Source organism: Thermus arciformis (assembly GCF_900102145.1).
Taxonomy (GTDB): Bacteria; Deinococcota; Deinococci; order Deinococcales; family Thermaceae; genus Thermus; species Thermus arciformis.
The window spans coordinates 44,947-63,131 of sequence record NZ_FNBC01000008.1; the positions used below are offsets into that span (position 1 = coordinate 44,947).

The 18,185-nt window shown below is 69.9% G+C and carries 16 protein-coding genes, 1 other RNA gene and 1 riboswitch; of the genes, 12 read left to right on the forward strand and 5 right to left on the reverse strand.

Going from position 1 to position 18,185, the window contains the following annotated elements:
* Nucleotides 1–43: 43 nt before the first annotated feature.
* The 4 genes from BLP62_RS04505 to ssrA all read right to left on the reverse strand — a co-directional run bounded on the left by BLP62_RS04505 (nt 44) and on the right by ssrA (nt 3,561).
* Complete coding sequence (locus BLP62_RS04505; protein ID WP_093006283.1) at nt 44–1,243, reverse strand: bifunctional 3,4-dihydroxy-2-butanone-4-phosphate synthase/GTP cyclohydrolase II; 1,200 nt, start codon at nt 1,241–1,243, stop codon at nt 44–46.
* Nucleotides 1,243–1,827 (reverse strand): riboflavin synthase, encoded by a 585-nt coding sequence (locus BLP62_RS04510; RefSeq protein WP_093006285.1) that lies wholly within the window; start codon nt 1,825–1,827, stop codon nt 1,243–1,245. Before BLP62_RS04510 ends, BLP62_RS04505 begins: the two co-directional genes overlap by 1 nt.
* Nucleotides 1,828–2,961, reverse strand: a complete 1,134-nt coding sequence (gene ribD / locus BLP62_RS04515) for a bifunctional diaminohydroxyphosphoribosylaminopyrimidine deaminase/5-amino-6-(5-phosphoribosylamino)uracil reductase RibD (protein ID WP_093006334.1) — start codon at nt 2,959–2,961, stop codon at nt 1,828–1,830.
* 3 nt (nt 2,962–2,964) lie between these two features.
* Nucleotides 2,965–3,086, reverse strand: a riboswitch (FMN riboswitch).
* Nucleotides 3,087–3,187: 101 nt separating this feature from the next.
* Nucleotides 3,188–3,561: a transfer-messenger RNA gene (gene ssrA / locus BLP62_RS04520) on the reverse strand.
* Nucleotides 3,562–3,719: 158 nt separating this feature from the next.
* Here ssrA and rimP point away from each other — a divergent pair.
* The 6 genes from rimP (at nt 3,720) to secD (ending at nt 9,891) form a co-directional block, all read left to right on the forward strand.
* Nucleotides 3,720–4,145 (forward strand): ribosome maturation factor RimP, encoded by a 426-nt coding sequence (gene rimP, locus BLP62_RS04525; RefSeq protein ID WP_241374138.1) that lies wholly within the window; start codon nt 3,720–3,722, stop codon nt 4,143–4,145.
* A gap of 8 nt (nt 4,146–4,153) precedes the next feature.
* The gene (gene nusA, locus BLP62_RS04530) at nt 4,154–5,314 is read left to right on the forward strand and encodes a transcription termination factor NusA (protein WP_093006287.1); all 1,161 of its coding nucleotides are present in this window, start codon (nt 4,154–4,156) and stop codon (nt 5,312–5,314) included.
* Between the two features lie 2 nt (nt 5,315–5,316).
* Entirely contained in the window at nt 5,317–5,592 is a 276-nt protein-coding gene (locus BLP62_RS04535; protein WP_093006289.1) for a YlxR family protein, read from the forward strand.
* Complete coding sequence (gene infB, locus BLP62_RS04540; protein ID WP_093006291.1) at nt 5,561–7,276, forward strand: translation initiation factor IF-2; 1,716 nt, start codon at nt 5,561–5,563, stop codon at nt 7,274–7,276. The genes BLP62_RS04535 and infB overlap by 32 nt, the downstream gene beginning before the upstream one ends.
* A gap of 8 nt (nt 7,277–7,284) precedes the next feature.
* On the forward strand, nt 7,285–7,578 hold the full coding sequence (locus BLP62_RS04545; RefSeq protein WP_241374139.1) for a hypothetical protein: 294 nt from the start codon (nt 7,285–7,287) through the stop codon (nt 7,576–7,578).
* Between the two features lie 105 nt (nt 7,579–7,683).
* A complete protein-coding gene (gene secD, locus BLP62_RS04550) occupies nt 7,684–9,891 on the forward strand; it encodes a protein translocase subunit SecD (RefSeq protein WP_093006293.1) in 2,208 nt (735 codons plus the stop codon).
* A gap of 19 nt (nt 9,892–9,910) precedes the next feature.
* On the opposite strand, the gene BLP62_RS04555 is transcribed toward secD, so the two are convergent.
* Nucleotides 9,911–12,529 (reverse strand): MalT transcriptional regulator family protein, encoded by a 2,619-nt coding sequence (locus BLP62_RS04555; RefSeq protein WP_176758139.1) that lies wholly within the window; start codon nt 12,527–12,529, stop codon nt 9,911–9,913.
* 78 nt (nt 12,530–12,607) lie between these two features.
* On the opposite strand from BLP62_RS04555, the gene BLP62_RS04560 reads away from it, so the two are divergent.
* From BLP62_RS04560 to BLP62_RS04585, 6 genes are read left to right on the forward strand one after another with little or no spacing between them, the layout of a single operon-like run.
* Nucleotides 12,608–13,615 (forward strand): 3-oxoacyl-ACP synthase, encoded by a 1,008-nt coding sequence (locus tag BLP62_RS04560; protein WP_093006297.1) that lies wholly within the window; start codon nt 12,608–12,610, stop codon nt 13,613–13,615.
* On the forward strand, nt 13,608–15,086 hold the full coding sequence (locus tag BLP62_RS04565; RefSeq protein ID WP_093006299.1) for a class I adenylate-forming enzyme family protein: 1,479 nt from the start codon (nt 13,608–13,610) through the stop codon (nt 15,084–15,086). The genes BLP62_RS04560 and BLP62_RS04565 overlap by 8 nt, the downstream gene beginning before the upstream one ends.
* The gene (locus BLP62_RS04570) at nt 15,073–15,846 is read left to right on the forward strand and encodes an alpha/beta fold hydrolase (RefSeq protein WP_093006301.1); all 774 of its coding nucleotides are present in this window, start codon (nt 15,073–15,075) and stop codon (nt 15,844–15,846) included. The genes BLP62_RS04565 and BLP62_RS04570 overlap by 14 nt, the downstream gene beginning before the upstream one ends.
* Entirely contained in the window at nt 15,839–16,570 is a 732-nt protein-coding gene (locus BLP62_RS04575; RefSeq protein ID WP_093006303.1) for an alpha/beta fold hydrolase, read from the forward strand. The genes BLP62_RS04570 and BLP62_RS04575 overlap by 8 nt, the downstream gene beginning before the upstream one ends.
* Nucleotides 16,567–16,992, forward strand: a complete 426-nt coding sequence (locus BLP62_RS04580) for a MaoC family dehydratase (protein ID WP_093006305.1) — start codon at nt 16,567–16,569, stop codon at nt 16,990–16,992. The genes BLP62_RS04575 and BLP62_RS04580 overlap by 4 nt, the downstream gene beginning before the upstream one ends.
* 17 nt (nt 16,993–17,009) lie before the next feature.
* Complete coding sequence (locus BLP62_RS04585) at nt 17,010–18,185, forward strand: ABC transporter substrate-binding protein (RefSeq protein WP_093006307.1); 1,176 nt, start codon at nt 17,010–17,012, stop codon at nt 18,183–18,185.

Consider the following 18,185-nt stretch of genomic DNA (forward strand, 5'->3'; position numbering starts at 1 on the left):
TTGCCGGGGCCCCCAGGCCGGCTTGTGCCGGCCTGGGGTAGGATCAGTCCATCCAGTGCCCGAGCTTCTCCTTCTTGGCCTGGAGGTAGCGCTCGTTGTGGGGGTTGTCCCCGGCCCTCAAGGGGATGCGCTCCACGATCTCTATGCCGAAGCCGGAAAGGGCCTTCACCTTGCGCGGGTTGTTGGTGAGGAGGCGCATCTTCCGCACCCCGAGGTCGTAGAGGATCTGGGCCCCCACGCCGTAGTCCCGGAGGTCGGGGGGAAAGCCCAGGGCCAGGTTGGCCTCCACCGTGTCCAGGCCCTGGTCCTGGAGGTGGTAGGCCTTGATCTTGTTCACGAGGCCGATCCCCCGCCCCTCCTGCCTCAGGTAGACCAGGACCCCCTTTCCCTCCTCGGCGATCCGCTGCAGGGCCAAATCCCTCTGGAAGCCGCAGTCGCACCGCAGGGAGTGGAGGGCGTCCCCGGTGAGGCACTCGGAGTGCATGCGCACCAAGACGGGCTCCTCCGGGTCCCACGCCCCCATGACCAAGGCGGCGTGCTCCTCCCCCGTGAGGGTGTCGCGGTAGCCCAGGATGCGGAACTCCCCGAAGCGGGTGGGGAGCAGGGCCTCCGCCTCCCGCCGCACGTAGAGGTCCCCCTTCTCCAGGCGGTAGCGGATGAGGTCGGCGATGGTGCCCACCTTGAGGCCGTGCTTTTTGGCGAACTCCATGAGGTCGGGCAGGCGGGCCATGGTGCCGTCCTCCTTGAGGATCTCAATGAGGCTGCCCACCGGGGTGAGGCCGGCGAGGCGCAACAGGTCCACCGTGGCCTCGGTGTGCCCGGCGCGGCGCAAGACCCCCCCGGGCCTCGCCACCAAGGGGAAGACGTGCCCCGGGCGGCGGAAGTCCTGGGCCACAGCCTCAGGGTCGGCGAGGAGCCTGATGGTGGCCGCCCGCTCAAAGGCGCTGATCCCCGTGGTCGTCCCCCGGGCGTCCACGCTCACGGTGAAGCGGGTGCCCTGGGGGTCCTGGTTCCTCTCCACCATGAGGGGGAGGTCCAGGGCCTTGGCCCTCTCCTCCGTGAGGGCCACGCAGAGGAGGCCCCGGCACTCCTTGAGCATGAAGTTCACCCACTCCGGGGTCACGTGCTCCGCCGCCATGATGAGGTCGCCCTCGTTCTCCCGGTCCTCGTCGTCCACCAGGATCACGGGGCGGCCCGCCTTGAGCTCCTCCAGGAGTTCCTTGACGCTGGCGATGCCTTCCATCACGCTCTCCCCAAAAGCCGCGCCACGTAACGGGCGATGAGGTCCACCTCGAGGTTCACCCCGTCCCCCACGCGAAGCCTCCCCAGGTTGGTCACCTCGAGGGTGTGGGGGATGAGGGTGACCCAGAAGGCCCCTCCCGCAAGCCCCGCCACCGTGAGGGAGACCCCGTTCAGGGCCACGCTCCCCTTCTCGGCGATGTAGCGGGCAAGCCCCTTGGGCGGGCGGAAGAAGTAGTTCCTGGCCCCCGGGGCCTCCTCCACGGCCACAAGCTCCGCCACCCCGTCCACGTGCCCGGTGACGAAGTGCCCCCCAAGCCTGTCCCCCACCTTCAGGGCCCGCTCCAGGTTGGGCCTGTGCCCCACCCGCCAGGTGGGGGCGGTGCGGCGCAGGGTCTCCTGGGCGAGCTCCACCCAAAACCCCCCCGCCTCCACCGCCACCGCGGTGAGGCAGGCCCCGTCCACGGCCACGGAGTCCCCCACCTTGAGGTCCTCCAGCACCCTCCGGGCGGCGATATGAACCCGGAGGAAGGGCCCTTCCTCCACCTTCAGGATCTCCCCCGTTTCCTCCACGAGTCCCGTGAACATCTATCCCTCCGGGTAGGCCTCGAGCCAGAGGTCCTCCCCCAGCCACTCCCTGCGGGCAAGGCGAAGGCGGAGGGCCTCCGCCACCCGCTCCACCCCAAAGCCCTCGGCAAGCCCCCTCCCCTCCCCCAGGAGCTTGGGGGCGAGGAAGAGGGCGAGCTTGTCCACAAGGCCCCTTTCCAGAAAGGCCCCGGCAAGCCTCGGCCCCCCCTCCAGGAGCACCCCGTCCACCCCCTCCTCCAGGAGGAAGGCGAGGGCCCTTTCCGGGTCCACCCGCCCCCCTTCCCGGGACAGGGCCACCACCCGGGCCCCCGCCTCCTCCAGGGCCGAAACCCGCGCCCTCGGGGCCCCCTCCCCCACGAAGACCAGAACCCGGGCGGGCTCGCCCCTGGGGCCCTTCCGGAAGAGGCGGGCCGTGGGGGGGGTGCGGGCCTCGGTGTCCAGGACCACCTTGAGGGGGTCGCGGAGGGGCGGGGGCTCCACCATGAGGGGAAAGGGGCGGAAGTCGGGCTCCCGCACGGTGAGGGCGGGGTCGTCCTTTAGGACGGTCCCCACCCCCACCATCACCGCGGGAAGCCACTGCCGGTAGGCGTGGGCCACGCGGCGGCTCGCCTCGGAGGAGATCCAGCGGGCGTCCCCCGAAGGGGCGGCCGCCTTCCCGTCCAGGGTGAGGGCCGCCTTGAGGAGGACGAAGGGAAGGCCCTTCCTCTGCACGGCGAAGAAGACCTCGTTCTGGGCCCGGGCCTCGGCCTCCAAAAGGCCCGCCTCCACCTGGACCCCCCCCGCCCGCAGGCGCTCAAGCCCCCCCTTGGCCACGGGGTTTTCCTCCCGGGCCGCCACCACCACCCGGGAAACCCCCGCCTGGAGGAGGGCTAAGGAGCAGGGCGGGGTGCGGCCATGGTGGTCGCAGGGCTCGAGGGTCACGTAGGCCGTGGCCCCCCGGGCCTCCTCCCCCGCCTGCCGGAGGGCGAAAACCTCGGCGTGGGGCTCCCCCGCCTTGGGGTGGAACCCTTCCCCCACGATCCGCCCCTCCTTCACCAGCACCGCCCCCACCAGGGGGTTTGGGCTCGTGTGGCCCCGGGCGCGCTCGGCCAGCTGCAAGGCTCTTCGCAGAAAGCGCTCGTCTAGCTCCCGCAAACACCCCTCCTTCTCCCATCCGGACTTTCACCGTCGGCCCCGGAATTCCACCGGGTCGGGCCCCTTTAGGGGCTTCGCGGGCTTTCACCGCCGGTGGGGACTTCCACCCCGCCCCGAAGGAGGTGCTCAAGGCACCAGCCCCACTTTAGCAGGCCCGGCGGAGGAAGGTTGTCCCTAGGCCACGCTTCCGGGCCAAAAGGATCGGGGCGCCTTCCGGCGCCCCTTTTGGTGGAGGTGGGGGGAGTTGAACCCCCGTCCGAAGGTCCCTACGGCGGGCTTCTACGCGCGTAGTCCGCGTTTTGGGAGTCCCCCTGGCTTGGCCCGCGGACGGGCGGCCAGGGGCAAGCCCTCTTTGGGTTTCGCCCGGGGCTAGAGGGCGTGGCCTCGGGCTAGCCGGGTTTGTGTCCCCGCTTCCGGTGAGCCCCCGGCAGGGCTACCGGGCGGGGTCGCGGTCATTAAGCCGCGAGAGCGTAGTTGGTGTTGGCAGTTATGCCGTTGCGGGTTTTTACGGTCACGCCCTTTTGGGCGTACCTACGAGGCCACCCGCACCTCGGCGCGCCACCACGCCTTCGGCGACCCCCGTCGAGACCGTTCACCCCCGTGTGCTCGGCCGGGCTCGGACCGGCAACCTTGAGTGTATCAGACTAAAGGGGTTGTAGTCAAGGGGTCCTTGGGTGTAAACTGGCGGCAGTGCTCCCAAGGGAGGGGGGTGGGTGGAAGCCCACCCTTCCTTTGTGAAGGGAGGTGGGGAGGTGCCTGTGGAGCTTTGGCGGCTGGTGGAAGAGGCGGTGGAGCCTTTGGACCTCGAGGTCTTAGAGGTCAAGGAGGCCCCCGGGGAGGTCTTGGTGCGGCTTGAGCGCAAGGACGAGCGGCCCATCACCGTGGCGGACCTGGAACGGGCGAGCCGCGCCATAGAGGCGGTCCTGGACCGGGAAGACCCCATCCCGGGAAGCTACCGCCTCCTGGTGGAGTCCCCCGGCCCCAAAAGGCCCCTCTTCACCCGCCGCCACTTCCAGCGCTTCCAGGGCCTCAAGGCCAAGGTGCCGGGGCCCGAGGGGTTCGTGGGGCGCATCCTCAGGGTGGAGGAGGAGGAAGTGGTCTTCCAGGTGGGGAAGGAGGAGCGGCGCCTCAAGATCGGCACCTTCCGCGCCCACCTCGCCGAGTGGCCCGAGGAGCCAAGATAGGAGGAGGGATGAACCGGGATTTCGTGCAAGCCATGCAGCAGCTGGCCCTGGAACGGGGCGTGTCCACCGAGGAGATCCTCGAGGCCTTCAAGGAAGCCCTGCGCAAGGCCTACATCAAAAGACAAAAGGGCTACAGGAAAGAGGAGATTGACGCCGGCAAGGGGCCCGAGGTGGACGTCTACATTGACCCCCAGACCGGGCGCATAGAGATGGTGGAGGTCCGCCGGGTGGTGGAGAAGGTGGAGGACCCCGACAAGGAGATCTCCTTGGCCGAGGCCCTCCAGTACGACCCCGAGGTCCAGGTGGGGGACGAGATGGAGTTCCCCATTGACCCCGAGGGCCTCTCCCGCATGGCCATCCAGGACCTTAGGCAGATCCTCACCCAGCGCCTCAAGGAGTCGGAGCGCAACCGGATCTACAACGAGTACAAGGACAAGGAGGGCCAGGTCCTCACCGGGGTGGTGACCCGGGTGGACAACCGGGGGAACGTCTTCGTGGACCTGGGCCGCGGGGAGGCCTACCTTCCCAAGAGCGAGCAGATCCCCACGGAGCGCTACTACCCCGGCCAGCGCCTCAAGGTCTACCTGAAGAAGGTGGACCGCTCCGCCAAGGGCCCCTCCCTCATCGTGAGCCGGGCCCACGAGGAGCTCCTGAAGCACCTCCTGAAGCAGGAGGTGCCGGAGATCGCCGAGGGCATCGTGGAGATCAAGGCCATCGCCCGGGAGCCCGGAAGGCGGAGCAAGGTGGCGGTCATGAGCCACAACCCCAACGTGGACCCCATCGGGGCCTGCATCGGGCACAAGGGGCAGCGCATCCAGGCGGTCTCCGCCGAGCTCGGCCGGGAGAAGGTGGACATCATCCTCTGGTCCAAAGACCCCAAGGAGTTCATCCGAAACGCCCTCTCCCCGGCCCAGGTGGGCTCCATTGAGCTGGACCCCGAGGCCAAGAAGGCCAAGGTGAAGGTGACCAAGGACCAGCACTCCCTGGCCATCGGCACCGGGGGCCAGAACGTCCGCCTGGCCTCCAAGCTCACCGGCTACGACATCCACTTTGAGGAGGCGGAGATCTCCGACCTGGACGAGGCCATCCGCAAGGCCGCCCAGGAGGAGGCGGAGGCCTCAAGCCGGGCCAAGGAGGAGTTTGAGAAGCTCTTCCGGGACCTTTCCTAAGCATGAAGCACGTCCCCTGGCGCATGTGCGTGGCCTGCCGCAGGAGGCGGCCCAAGGGGGAGCTTCTTCGCATCCTGCTCACGGAAAGCGGCTTCCAGTTGGACCCAAGCGGCAAGCTTCCGGGCCGGGGGGCCTACGTCTGCCCCGACAACCCGGAGTGCTGGACGGAAAAGAGGCTCCGGCGCTTCGCCGGAGGCCGGGCCAAGGCGCTTTCCGAAGCGCTTTCGGCCTTCCTAGGAGGTAAGGATGGCCAAAATACGCATCTACCAGCTGGCTAAAGAGCTGGGCATGACCAACGAGGAGCTTTTGGAGCTCCTGGACCAGATGGGGGTGGCCTACAAGTCCCACGCCTCCACCCTCAGCGAGGAGGACGCGGAGGCGGTGCGGGAGCTCGTCAAGGAGCAACGGGGGCTCCAGGAGAAGCTCGCCGAGGAGGAGCGCCGCAAGAGCCTCCCCCGGCGCCCCCCCGTGGTGGTCATCATGGGCCACGTGGACCACGGGAAGACCACCCTCCTGGACTACCTGCGCAAGAGCCGCATCGCCGAGAAGGAGGCGGGGGGGATCACCCAGCACGTGGGCGCCTTTGAGGTGAAGACCCCCGGGGGGACCGTGGTCTTCATAGACACCCCCGGGCACGAGGCCTTCACCACCATCAGGCAGCGGGGGGCCAAGGTGGCGGACATCGCCGTCATCGTCATCGCCGCGGACGACGGCATCATGCCCCAGACGGAGGAGGCCATCGCCCACGCCAAGGCCGCGGGGGCCAAGCTCATCTTCGCCATCAACAAGATTGACCTCCCCCAGGCGGACCCCGAGAAGGTGAAGCGCCAGCTCATGGAGCGGGGCTTCGTGCCCGAGGAGTACGGCGGCGACGCCATCGTCATCCCCATCAGCGCCAAGACGGGCCAGGGGGTGCAGGACCTCTTGGAGATGATCCTCCTCCTCGCCGAGCTTGAGGACTACCGGGCCGACCCCAACGCCGAGCCCCGGGGGGTGATCCTGGAGTCCAGGCTGGACAAGCAGGCGGGGGTCATCGCCAACATGCTGGTCCAGGAAGGGACCTTCCACGTGGGGGATTACGTGGTGGCGGGGGAGGTCTTTGGCCGCATCCGCGCCCTGACGGATGCGGACGGGAACCAGCGCAAGGAGGCGGGGCCGGGAAGCGCCGTCCAGGTCCTGGGCTTCCAGGAGCTTCCCCACGCCGGGGACGTGGTGGAGTGGGTGCCGGACCTCGAGGCCGCCAAGGAGATCGCCGAGGAGCGGAAGGAGGAGAGGCGGGCCAGGGAGGAGGCGGAGAAGGAGCGCCGCCCCAGGACCATGGCCGACCTCCTCCGGGCCATGCAGGAGGAGGGGAAGAAGGAGGTCAACCTCATCCTCCGGGCCGACACCCAGGGCTCCTTAGAGGCCATCCAGCACATCCTGGCCCGGGAGAGCACCGAGGACGTGAAGATCAACCTCCTCCTGGCCCAGGTGGGCGCCCCCACGGAGTCGGACGTCCTCCTGGCCCAGACGGCGAACGCGGCCATCCTGGCCTTCGGGGTCAACCCCCCGGGCTCGGTGAAGAAGAAGGCCGAGGAAAAGGGCGTCCTCCTCAAGACCTTCCGCATCATCTACGACCTCATTGACGAGGTCCGCAACATGGTGAAGGGGCAGAAGGAGCCAAAGTACAAGGAGGAGGTCCTGGGCCGGGCCGAGGTGCGGGCCGTCTTCCGCCTGCCCACGGGCAAGCAGGTGGCGGGGTGCATGGTCACCCAGGGCCGGATCCCCCGGAACGCCGAGGTGCGGGTCCTGCGCAAGGGGCAGGAGATCTGGAAAGGCCGCATCGCTAGCCTCAAGCGCTTCAAGGAGGACGTGCGGGAGGTGGCCCAGGGGTACGAGTGCGGCATGGGCCTCGAGGGCTTTGACGACTTCCAGGAAGGCGACATCATAGAAGCCTTCCAGATGGTAGAGGTGCCCGCCTAGGGGGAAGCGTGCTCCGGCGTGGTGCGGCCTTCCTGGGCGTCTTGGCCCTCCTCCTCCAGGGGAGCCTCCTCCCCTCCCCCCGGGGAAAAGGGGAGGCGGGGCTTTCCGCGGGGGGGCCGGTCCTGGTCCTCAAGGAGGACCGCACCCTTCCCCTATCCTTCCCTCCCCTTTCTCCAAAGGCCTGGCGGAAAGGGGTCAGCCTCCAGAGGGGAAGGCCCCTCCCGCCCCTCCCCTCCCTCCGCCCCCTTCCGGGGCGTCCCCTCTACCTCGTCTTCCGGCGCCTGCAGCTGGAGGGGGGCTAGCTCCAGGCCCCAAAGCCCTGCGCCCTTTGGGAAGGGGGGCGCGGGGCAGGGGCTAAGGGCGGCTTCCCCGGCACAAGGAACCCGACCTTCGTGAAGGAGCGCGTTATGAACCGCAAGTGGACCACCGGACTTTTCCTCCTCGCCCTCTTCCTTTTGGCCCTCCTCCTGGTGTGGAAGCCCTGGGCCCCCCAGGAGCCCAAGATCAAGCTCGGCCTGGACCTCAAGGGGGGGTTGCGCATCGTCCTCGAGGCCGACGTGGAAAACCCCACCCCCGACGACCTGGAAAAGGCCCGGACCGTCTTGGAAAACCGGATCAACGCCCTCGGCGTGGCCGAGCCCCTCATCCAGATCCAGGGACAGAAGCGCATCGTGGTGGAGCTCCCCGGCCTCTCCCAGGCCGACCAGGACCGGGCCCTCAAGCTCATCGGCCAGCGGGCGGTGCTGGAGTTCCGCATCCTCAAGGAGGGGGCCACGGGCACCACCGTGGCCCAGATCAACCAGGCCCTCCGGGAGAACCCCAGGCTCAACCGGGAGGAGCTGGAGAAGGACCTCATCAAGCCGGAGGACCTCGGCCCGCCCCTCCTCACCGGGGCGGACCTGGCCGACGCCCGGGCGGTCTTTGACCAGTTCGGCCGCCCCCAGGTCTCCCTCACCTTCACCCCGGAAGGGGCGAAGAAGTTCGCCGAGATCACCCGGCAGAACGTCGGCAAGCGGCTCGCCATCGTCCTGGACGGCAAGGTCTACACCGCCCCCGTGATCCGCCAGGCCATCACCGGGGGGCAGGCGGTCATAGAGGGGCTTTCCGGCCTCGAGGAGGCGAGCGAGATCGCCCTCGTCCTGCGCTCCGGGGCCCTCCCCGTCCCCCTCAAGGTGGTGGAGATCCGGGCCATCGGGCCCACCCTGGGCCAGGACGCCATCCAGGCGGGGATCCGCTCCGCCCTCATTGGCACGTTGGCCATCTTCCTCCTCATCTTCGCCTACTACGGCCCCCACCTGGGGCTCGTGGCCTCCTTGGGCCTCGTCTACACCTCGGCCCTCATCCTGGGCCTCCTCTCGGGCCTTGGGGCCACCCTGACCCTCCCCGGCATCGCCGGCCTCGTCCTCACCCTGGGCGCGGCGGTGGACGGGAACGTCCTCTCCTTTGAGCGGATCAAGGAGGAGCTCAGGGCGGGCAAGCGCTTCCGCCAGGCCATCCCCGAGGGCTTCCGCCACTCCACCCTCACCATCCTGGACGTGAACGCCGCCCACCTCCTGGCGGCGGCGGCCCTCTACCAGTACGCCACCGGCCCCGTGCGGGGCTTCGCCGTGGCCCTGGCCATCGGGGTGGTGGCCAGCGTCTTCTCCAACCTCGTCTTCAGCCGCTACCTCCTGGACTGGATGGGGGAGAAGCGGGAGGTGCGCCCCCCCATGTGGCTCGTGGAGCCCCGGATCAACTTCATGGGGCCCGCCCGCTACATCACCCTGGCCTCCCTCCTCCTGGCCCTGCTTGCGGGGAGCCTGGTCTTCACCAAGGGGTTCAACTACTCCATTGACTTCACCGGGGGGACCGCCTTCACCCTGAGGGCCTCCCCGGAAACGGGGGTGGACACCCTGAGGCGCTTCCTGCAGGCGAAGGGCTTTCCCGCCCAGGAGGCCGTCATCACCGAGGTCCAGGCCCCCACGGCCAGCTACAAGGAGTTCGCCCTCAAGCTCCCTCCCCTATCCGACGAAAAGCGCCTGGAGCTGGAGCGGCTTTTCGCCCAGGAGCTCAAGGCCCAGGTGCTCACCTCCGAGACCGTGGGCCCGGCGGTGGGGCAGGAGCTGAGGCGGAACGCCGTCATGGCCGTGCTGGTGGGGCTTGGCCTCATCCTCCTCTACGTGGCCTTCCGCTTTGACTGGACCTTCGGCGTGGCCAGCGTTTTGGCCGTGGCCCACGACGTGGCCATCGTGGCCGGGATGTATAGCCTCCTGAACCTGGAGTTCTCCATCTCCACCATCGCCGCCCTCCTCACCGTGGTGGGCTACTCCATCAACGACTCCATCGTGGTCTCGGACCGCATCCGGGAGAACCAGAAGCTCCTCCGGGGGCTTCCCTACCTCGAGCTCGTCAACCGCTCCATCAACCAGACCCTTTCCCGCACGGTGATGACGAGCCTCACCACCCTCCTCCCCATCCTCGCCCTCCTCTTCCTGGGGGGAAACGTCCTCCGGGACTTCGCCCTGGCCATCTTCGTGGGCATCTTCGTGGGCACCTACAGCTCCATCTACGTGGTGAGCGCCCTGGTGGTTTTCTGGAAGAGCCTCATGAAGAGGCGGGAACAAAAGGCGGCCTAAGGCCCAACACCCCCAGGCCTCAGGCGGGCCTGGGGGTGGCGTTTTCCCCCGGATCCCCGGGGCGGAGGCCAAGCTCCTCCAAGGCCTTTTGGTGAAGGCGAAGGCCCTCCTCGTAAAGGGGCGTGCCCTTTAGACGCAGGAGGGCCCTCTCGTCCAGGGGGTCCAGGCGCAGGGCCAGAAGCCAGTCCCCGGGGTGGGGACTAAAGAGGAGGGCCCGCCGCCGCTCCTCCAGCCAGGCCCGGGACGCCTCCTCTAGAAAGGGGTGGTCTAGGTCGGCGTAGGGGGGCGCGAGGGGCGCCTTTGGGTCGGCAAGGTCCAGGTAGAGCTCGGGGGCCTCCCGGTTGAGCCCCAAAGGACGGGTGCGGAGAAAGTAGGGGGCGGCCCCCTTGGGGCGGCCCGGCTCCAGGGCGTTCACCACCTCCCACCAGAGGACCCTAAACTCCCCCGGGGTGGCCTCCAGGGCCTCCAGGAGGTCCTCCTTCTCCCAGTCCTTGGCGGTGAGGAGGGCGAGGAGGAGCCGGGCCTTCTCCCGCCGGAAGCGGACGGGCCTGCCCTCCACCCGCACCTCCAGCCCCCCAAGGACCCGGACCTCCAGCCGCACCCCCGGGTGGTAGGGCACCGGAAGGCGGCCGAGCCGCCAAAGGGCCCGCCGGAGCCGGGCGAGGGGCGGGGCGAAGAGGGTCTTCCCCGCGAGGAAGGGGTAGCGCTCAAGCACCTCCTCCCACCCGTCCCGGAAGGGGTAGGCCCGGGCCAGGGCCTCGAGGAAGGGGTCGGGGGCGGGGAAGGCGCCCAAGGGGAACTCCTCCCCAAGGCGGAGCCGGGCCAAGGCCACCACCAGGGTGAGGAACCCCTCCACCCAGAGGTCCCCCGAGGCTCGGGAGAGCCGGACCATTTCCCGGTAGGCCCCGTCGTCGCCCAAGGCGGCAAGGCCCCCCAAGGCCTCCACCCGCAGGCGGGCCGGGCCCCCCTCGCTCAGGGCGAGGGCGGCGCGGTAACTGGCCTCGGCCTCCCCCAGGCGGCCCAAGGCGAGGAGGGCGTGCCCCTTGCGGGCCTCGGCCAGGCTCAGGCCGAAGGGGCTTCCCAGGGCCTCCGCCTCAAACCGGCCCCGCTCCGCAAAGCGAAGCCCCTCCTCCGCGTCCCCGGCCACGCACTCCAAAAGGGCCCGGAGGAGGCTTCCCTCCCGGTGGTTCTGGGGCGGACGGCTTAGGCCGGGGTCCTCCGCCCGCTTGAGAAGCTCCAGGGCCTCCGCGGGCCTCCCCTGGCGGAGGAGGAGCCTCGGCCCCGAAAAGCCCAAGGCCTCCGCCTCCCCCGCCCGGCCCTCGTTGAGGAGGTTCTCCGCCAAAAGGGGCCGGGCCAGGCCGGGGAAGCGGCGGAGGGCCTCCTCCAGGAAGGGCTTGGCCCGGGCGGGCTCCACCGTGTCCAGGAAGAGGCGGGCAAGGCCGAGGTAGGCCCGCTCCTCCCCCGCCTCGAGGGCCTCCCGGTAGAGGGCCTCCGCCTCCCGGTACCGCCCCGCCTGGCGCAGGGCCTCGGCCTCGAGGAGGCGAAGCCCCGCCCGCCCCCGGCGCACCCCCTCCGGCAGGTGGCCGAGGAGGCGGAGCACGGTGTAGGTGAGCCCCCGGGCCAGCCAGCCCTCCCCCTCCTTGAGGAGGAGGTCGGCGGCGTGGCCGAAGCGCCCGGCCTCCAGGAGGAACTCCGCCGCCCGCACCCCTTCGCCCCGGGCCAAGGCCGCCTCCGCCGCCCGGGCGAGGAGGCCCCGGGCCTCCGCTTGGGGAAGGAGGGCCTTGAGGGCGCTCCGCACCAGGGGGTGGAAGCAGAGGCGCCCCTCCCGCCTCTCCAGAAGCAGGTCCTCGGCGTAAGGGAGGAGGAAGGCCCCTTCCTCCTCGTCCACCTCCCCGAGGAGGGCGAGCCGGGAGGCCCGGTCCAGGACCTCCTTGGGCAGGGCCTGCCCCAGGTAGGCGAGAAGCCCCTCGGCGCTCTCCAGGGCGAGCTCGGGCCTCAGGCCCTTGCGCATGGCGAGGAGGACGAGCCTCATCCCCAAGGGCCAGCCCCGGACGAGGCTTAGCGCCCTTTCCACCTCAAAGGCGGGGAGCTCCGGGGCCAGGGCCTTGGCCAGCTGGCAGGCCTCCTCGGGGTCAAAGGCGAGCTCCCGCTCGGAAAGCACGGTGAGGAAGGCGAAGGGGGCCGCCTTCCGGGAGAGGACGAGGAGGCGGAGGCCCGGGAGGCGGAGGAGGCCCTGGAGGACCCGGACCACCCCCGGGCTTTCCGCCCGGTGGGCCTCGTCCAGGACCAGGTAGTGGGCCCCTAGGGGGGCGAGGGCCTCGAGGAGGGCCTCCAGGGCCTTGGGCCAGGCCCCGGCCTCCAGAAGGGCCCCCACCGGGGCGAGCTCCGCCCGCCCCTCGTAGGCGGCGAGGAGGTGCCAGAGGAAGACCGCCGGGTCCTTGGCCTCCTCGGCGAGGGAGACGTAGACCGCGGGAAGCTCCGCGGCGAGGCTCGTCTTGCCGTACCCCGCCCCCGCGGCCAGGACCACCCCGGGGCTTTTGCGGAAGGCCTCCTCCAAAAGGCGCAAGGGGCGGACGCGGGAGACCTCCCGGGCGGTGCGGGGCGGGTAGAGCCGGGACGGGGGAACGGGGTAGGGCATCCCCTCCATTATCCTCCAGGGCCCGGACCCCCTTCCGTGTAACGGGCGTGTAACGCCCTTCCCCTACCCTGAGGGCGGATGTACCTGAGAAGCCTTGGGGTCTACCTGCCCAAAGGGCGCATGGACGCCCAGGAGATCGCCCGGCGCTCGGGCCTCGCGCCGGAGGTGGTGCGGGAAAAGCTCGGCCTCCTGGAAAAGCCCATCCCCGGCCCCGAAGACCACCCGGCGGAGATGGCCGCCTGGGCCGCGAGGGAGGCCCTGGCCAAGGCGGGGCTACCGGGAGCGGCGGTGGACTGGGTGGTCTCCATCGTGGAGGAGCACAAGGACTACCCCGTCTGGGCCACGGCCCCCTACCTGGCCCGGAAGGTGGGGGCCTCCCGGGCCAAGGGGCTGGACCTGAACCAGAAGTGCGCCTCCCTCATGGGGGCCCTGGAGGTGGCCCGGGGCCTCTTCGCCACCCGGAAGGAGGTGGGGGTGGTCCTGGTGGCGGGGGGCTACCGCAACGGCGACCTCGTGGACTACCAAGACCCCCACACCCGCTTCCTCTACGACCTGGCCGCGGGAGGGGCGGCGGCGGTCCTCACCCGGGAAGGGCCGGGCCTAAGGCTTCTCGGCCTCGCCCACCGCATGGACCCCGAGCTGGCCCTCTCCGTCAAGGTCCCCGTGGGGGGGACCCGGGCTCCCCTCACCCCGGAGAACCTCTCCCAGTACCGCCTGAGGGTGGAGGACCCCGAGGGGATGAAGCGGAGGCTGGACGCCACCTCCATCCCGAGCTTCCTCGCGGTGATCCGGGAGGCCCTGGAGGAAGCGGGGTACACGGAGGCCGACCTGGACTACCTCGCCCTCCTCCACATGAAGCGCTCCGCCCACCGGGCGGTGCTCGCGGGGCTCGGCCTCTCGGAGGAGCGCTCCATCTACCTGGAGCGCTTCGGCCACCTGGGGCAGCTGGACCCCCTCCTCTCCCTGAGGCTCGCCCGGGAGAAGGGGCTTCTCAAGGAGGGGAGCCTCGTGGCCCTGGCGGCGGCCGGGGTCGGGTACTTCTACGGGGCCGCGGTGCTGCGCCTGGAAGGAGGGCTGGATGCTTAACCCCAACTGGCTCGGCCGCCTGGCCGCCTATCACCCCGAAAGGCCCGCCCTCTGCTTCCGGAACACCTGGCTCACCTACGGGGAGCTCTACCTGAGGGCCAGGAAGGCGGCGGGGGCCCTGAGGGCCCTCGGAGTGGCCAAGGGGGACCGGGTGGGGCTTCTCGCCTGGAACCACCCCGCCTACCTGGACCTCCTCTTCGCCGGGCCCCTCCTCGGCCACATCCTCACCCCCTTCAACCACCGCCTAAGCCCCCCCGAGCTCCAGGCCCTCCACGCCTACACCGAGCCCAAGGTGCTCTTCTATGGGGAAGGGTTCCAGGAGGTGGCCCAGGCCCTGGACCCCAAGGCCCTTCCCCTCGAGGCCCTCCTGGAAGGAGAGGAGGCCCCCGAGGAGGTGCGGGTGGACCTGGAGGACCCCGCCCTCCTCCTCTTCACCGGGGGGACCACGGGGCTACCCAAGGGGGCCCTCCTCCCCTACCGCCAGCTCCTGGTGAACGCCCTGGAAACCGCCTTCGCCTGGGGCCTTTCCCGGGAGGACCGGTACATCCTCGCCACCCCCATGTTCCACGCCGCCCTCAACGCCCTCGCCACCCCCCTCCTCTACCTGGGGGGCCAGGTGGTGGTGGAGGAGCGCTTCCACGCCGAGGAGTACCTAGAACTCGTGCGCCTCCACCGCCCCACCCTCCTCTTTCTGGTGCCCACCATGTACCAGATGCTCCTCGAGGCCCAGGCCTTCGCGGAGACGGACCTCTCCTCGGTGCGCTTCGCCATCTCCGGCGGGGCCCCCTGCCCCGCCCCCGTGCGGGAGGCCTTCCGCGAGCGGGGGGTGCGCTTCAAGCAGGGGTACGGCCTCACGGAGTGCGGCGTGAACTGCTTCACCTTTGAGCTGGAAGAGGCCGAGCGCTACCCGGAGAGCGTGGGCCGGCCCATGCCCCACCTCTGGGCCCGGCTTTTGCGGGAGGACGGGAAGGAGGCGGGGGTGGGGGAGGCCGGGGAGCTTTGGCTCTCGGGGAGCGTGGTGATGAAGGGCTACTTCCGCCGCCCGGAGGAGAACGAGAAGGTCTTCGTCTGGGACGGGGAGAGGCTTTGGCTTAGGACCGGGGACCTGGCCTACCGGGACGAGGGGGGGAGGTTCTACATCGTGGGCCGGAGGAAGGAGATGTTCATCTCCGGGGGGGAGAACGTCTACCCCGTGGAGGTGGAGCGGGTCCTCTACGACCACCCGGCGGTGAAGGAGGCGGCGGTGGTGGGGGTGCCCGACCTCCGGTGGGGCGAGGTGGGGGCGGCCTTCGTGGTGCTCCGCGAGCCCGTCCCGGCCGAGGCCTTAAGGGCCTTTCTCAAGGCGCGCCTCGCCGGGTACAAGGTGCCCAAGCACCTGATCTTCCTGGAGGAGCTCCCCAAGACGGGGCCGGGCAAGGTGCAGAAGGAGGCCTTGAAGAGGCTTTGGGAGGAACGGTATGGCCAAGCTTAGGTACCGCCTCGAGGGGGAAGGCCCCCCCGTGGTCCTCCTAAACGGGATCTTCCAGCGCCTGGAGAGCTGGGACCCCGTCCTTCCCCACCTCACGGGGTTCACCCTCCTCCGCTACGACATGCGGGGCCAGGGGGAAAGCGAGGCCCCGGAAGGCCCCTACCCTCCCCGGGCCCACGCGGAAGACCTCCTCGCCCTTTTGGACGAGGCCAAGCTTTCCCGGCCCGCCCTGGTGGGCCTTTCCAACGGGGGCATCGTGGCCATGGAAGCGGCCCTCCTGGCCCCGGAGCGCTTCTTTGCCTTGGTGCTCTGCTGCACCACCCCCTACCTGGACGCCGCCCTCCGGGCCAAGGTGGAAAGCTGGCTCCACGCCCTGAAAGCCGGGGGCACGGCCTTGCGCCTTCGGGTGGCCCTCCCCTGGGTCTTTGGCAGGAGCTTCCTGGAGGCCCACCCCGAGCTTCTCGCCGAGGAGGGGCTAAGGGGCCTCGCCGCCCAGGCCCCCACGGAAGCCGCCCAGGAAAGGCTCCTCCTGGGCTTCCTCACCCTGGAGGACCTCCGCCCGAGGCTTTCGGGCCTCCGCCTTCCCACCCTGGTCCTTTACGGGGAGGAGGACCTCCTCTTCCCCAAGGCCTACGCCAGGGACCTGGCCGAGGCCCTAGGGGCGAGGCTAGAGGCCCTCCCCGCGGGGCACGCCGCCCCCCTCGAGGCCCCCCTAGCCTTCGCCCAGGCCGTGCGCACGTTTTTGGAGGAAGTGTATGCTTAGGTATCTGGAAGCGGGAAGCGGCACGCCCGTGGTGCTCGTCCACGGCAACTTCGCCTGCAAGGAGTGGTGGCGGGGCCTCCTCGAGGACCCCCCGAAAGGGGCAAGGCTCCTCGCCCCGGACCTCCCGGGCTTCGGGGAAAGCCCCGCCCCCGAGGGCTTCGCCCCCTCCATCCCCGCCTACGCCCAGGCCCTCCGGGACTTCCTCAAGGAGGTGGGAGCGGAGGAGGCCCTCCTCGTGGGCCACTCCCTCGGGGGCGCGGTGGCCATGGAGGCGGCGGAGGAAAAGACGAAGGGGCTCGTCCTCCTCAACTCCGCCCCCCCTTCGGGCCTCCTGACCCCGGAGGCCTACTACCCCGTCCTCGAGTCCTACCGGCAGGACCGGAAGGCCTTGGAGGTGGCCCTCCAGGCCATGGCCCCCACCCAAAGGCCCCCTTGGTTTCCCGAACTCGTGGACTGCGCCCAGAGGATGCACCCGGCCCACTACCAGGGGAACGCCCGGGCCCTCGCCCTTTGGCGGGCAAGCCGGGCCTACGGCGGGCCGGTCCTCGTCCTCTACGGGGCCCTGGACCCCCTGATCTCCCGGGAGATGGCCGAGGCCACGGCGGCCTTCTTCCCCAAGGCCAGGCTTCAGGTCCTGGAGGGGGTGGGCCACTCCTTGAACCTGGAAAACCCCGGGCTTCTCAAGGCCATCCTGGAAGGTTTCCTCGAGGAGGTGGCGGGATGAGGTTCCAAGTCGGCGACCGGGCGAGCTACACCCAGACCCTCTCCGAGGCCCACGTGGCCCTCTTCGTGGGGGCCGTGGGGGACACCAACCCCTTGCACGTGGACGAGGCCTACGCCAAGCGAAGCCGCTTCGGGGGGAGGATCGCCCAGGGGATCCTGGTGGCGGGCCTCATCTCCACGGTGATCGGCACCAAGCTCCCCGGGGTGGGGGCCATCTACCTCTCCCAGACCCTCCGCTTCCTGAAGCCCACCTACCTGGGGGACACCATCACCGCCACCGCCGTCGTCAAGGCGGTGCGGGAGCGGGAGAAGGGTGGGTGCGTCCTCACCCTGGAGACCTTCTGCGAGAACCAGCGCGGGGAGAGGGTTATAGAGGGCGAGGCGGCGGTGCTCTACGAGGAACCTCAGGGCGGCACGCCCTAGGGGAAAAGGAGGCAGCGATGCGTAAAGGGTTGGGACTCTTGGTTCTCTTGGCGGGGCTCGCCTGGGCCCAGACCTCCCTGAAGGTGGGGGTCATCCTACCCCTCTCGGGGGCTTCGGCCGTGGCGGGGAAGGCGGCCCTAAACGGCATCCAGCTCGCCGCCGAGGAGGCGAACGCGGGGGGCAAGGTGCGGCTGGAGCTCGTGGTGGTGGACGACGGCACCGACCCCAGCAAGGCCGTCCCCGCCTTCACCAAGCTCATGACCGTGGACAAGGTGGACATCGTCATCGGGGGCCTGGCGAGCGGGGTCACCTTCGCCCTCTCCGGCCCGGTGAAGCAGTACGGGCCCCTTTTCCTGGTCATCGGGGCCGCCTCCTCCGTGGTGGAGCAGGCCTTTGAGGGCTACCCCCTCTTCTTCCACTACCACCCCTGGGACTACCACAACGTGGCCGCCGCCCTGCAGTTCTTCCAGTACCTGAACCGGGAGCAGGGGGCGAAGAAGGTGGCCATCCTCTACGAGGACGGCCCCTTCGGCTCGGCGGGGATCGGGGTCTACAAGCAGCAGCTGGAAAAGCTGGGTTACCAGGTGCAGGCCGAACCCTACAAGACGGGAAGCGGCCAGTTCACCCCCATCCTCACCCGCTTCCGGGCCTTCCAGCCCGACATCCTCTACTGGATCGGCTACGACGTGGACGCCCTGCCCATCGCCGCCCAGACCCGGCAGGTGGGCCTGAGGCCTAAGCTCATCTACGGGGCCCCACCCTCCTGGCCCATCGGCTTTGAGAAGAACCCCCTCTCCCAGGACGTGGCCGGGATGACCGCCTGGCTTCCCACCCTCTCCAACCTCGAGTCCCGCCGCTTCGTGGAGGCCTACCGGAAGAAGTACGGGGAGGTGACGGAGGAGTACATGGCCCCCATGGGCTACGTCATCGTCAAGAGCCTGGCCTTGGCGGCGGAGCGGGCGGGAAGCCCCGACAAGAACCGCATCGCCGAGGCCCTGGCGGGGCTTCGCCTCAACACCCCCTTTGGGCCCCTCAGCTTCAAGCCCTCGGACACGGGGAAGACCCGGTACCAGGGCTTCGGCCCCGAGATCTGGTTCCAGTTCCAGTACATCCAGGGGACCCGGAGGCCGGTCTTCCCCAAGGAGAAGGCCAGCGTACCCCTTCGCTACCCCGGCGAGTACTACCTGCGCTAA

Bases quoted from the DNA above. Each gene is read 5' to 3' on its own strand.
- nusA (WP_093006287.1), top strand. From the start codon at position 4,154: ATGAACCGGGATTTCGTGCAAGCCATGCAGCAGCTGGCCCTGGAACGG.
- secD (WP_093006293.1), top strand. From the start codon at position 7,684: ATGAACCGCAAGTGGACCACCGGACTTTTCCTCCTCGCCCTCTTCCTT.
- BLP62_RS04575 (WP_093006303.1), top strand. From the start codon at position 15,839: ATGCTTAGGTATCTGGAAGCGGGAAGCGGCACGCCCGTGGTGCTCGTC.
- BLP62_RS04560 (WP_093006297.1), top strand. From the start codon at position 12,608: ATGTACCTGAGAAGCCTTGGGGTCTACCTGCCCAAAGGGCGCATGGAC.
- BLP62_RS04555 (WP_176758139.1), bottom strand. From the start codon at position 12,529: ATGCCCTACCCCGTTCCCCCGTCCCGGCTCTACCCGCCCCGCACCGCC.
- BLP62_RS04505 (WP_093006283.1), bottom strand. From the start codon at position 1,243: ATGGAAGGCATCGCCAGCGTCAAGGAACTCCTGGAGGAGCTCAAGGCG.
- BLP62_RS04570 (WP_093006301.1), top strand. From the start codon at position 15,073: ATGGCCAAGCTTAGGTACCGCCTCGAGGGGGAAGGCCCCCCCGTGGTC.
- BLP62_RS04565 (WP_093006299.1), top strand. From the start codon at position 13,608: ATGCTTAACCCCAACTGGCTCGGCCGCCTGGCCGCCTATCACCCCGAA.
- BLP62_RS04585 (WP_093006307.1), top strand. From the start codon at position 17,010: ATGCGTAAAGGGTTGGGACTCTTGGTTCTCTTGGCGGGGCTCGCCTGG.
- BLP62_RS04535 (WP_093006289.1), top strand. From the start codon at position 5,317: ATGAAGCACGTCCCCTGGCGCATGTGCGTGGCCTGCCGCAGGAGGCGG.
- infB (WP_093006291.1), top strand. From the start codon at position 5,561: ATGGCCAAAATACGCATCTACCAGCTGGCTAAAGAGCTGGGCATGACC.
- BLP62_RS04580 (WP_093006305.1), top strand. From the start codon at position 16,567: ATGAGGTTCCAAGTCGGCGACCGGGCGAGCTACACCCAGACCCTCTCC.
- BLP62_RS04510 (WP_093006285.1), bottom strand. From the start codon at position 1,827: ATGTTCACGGGACTCGTGGAGGAAACGGGGGAGATCCTGAAGGTGGAG.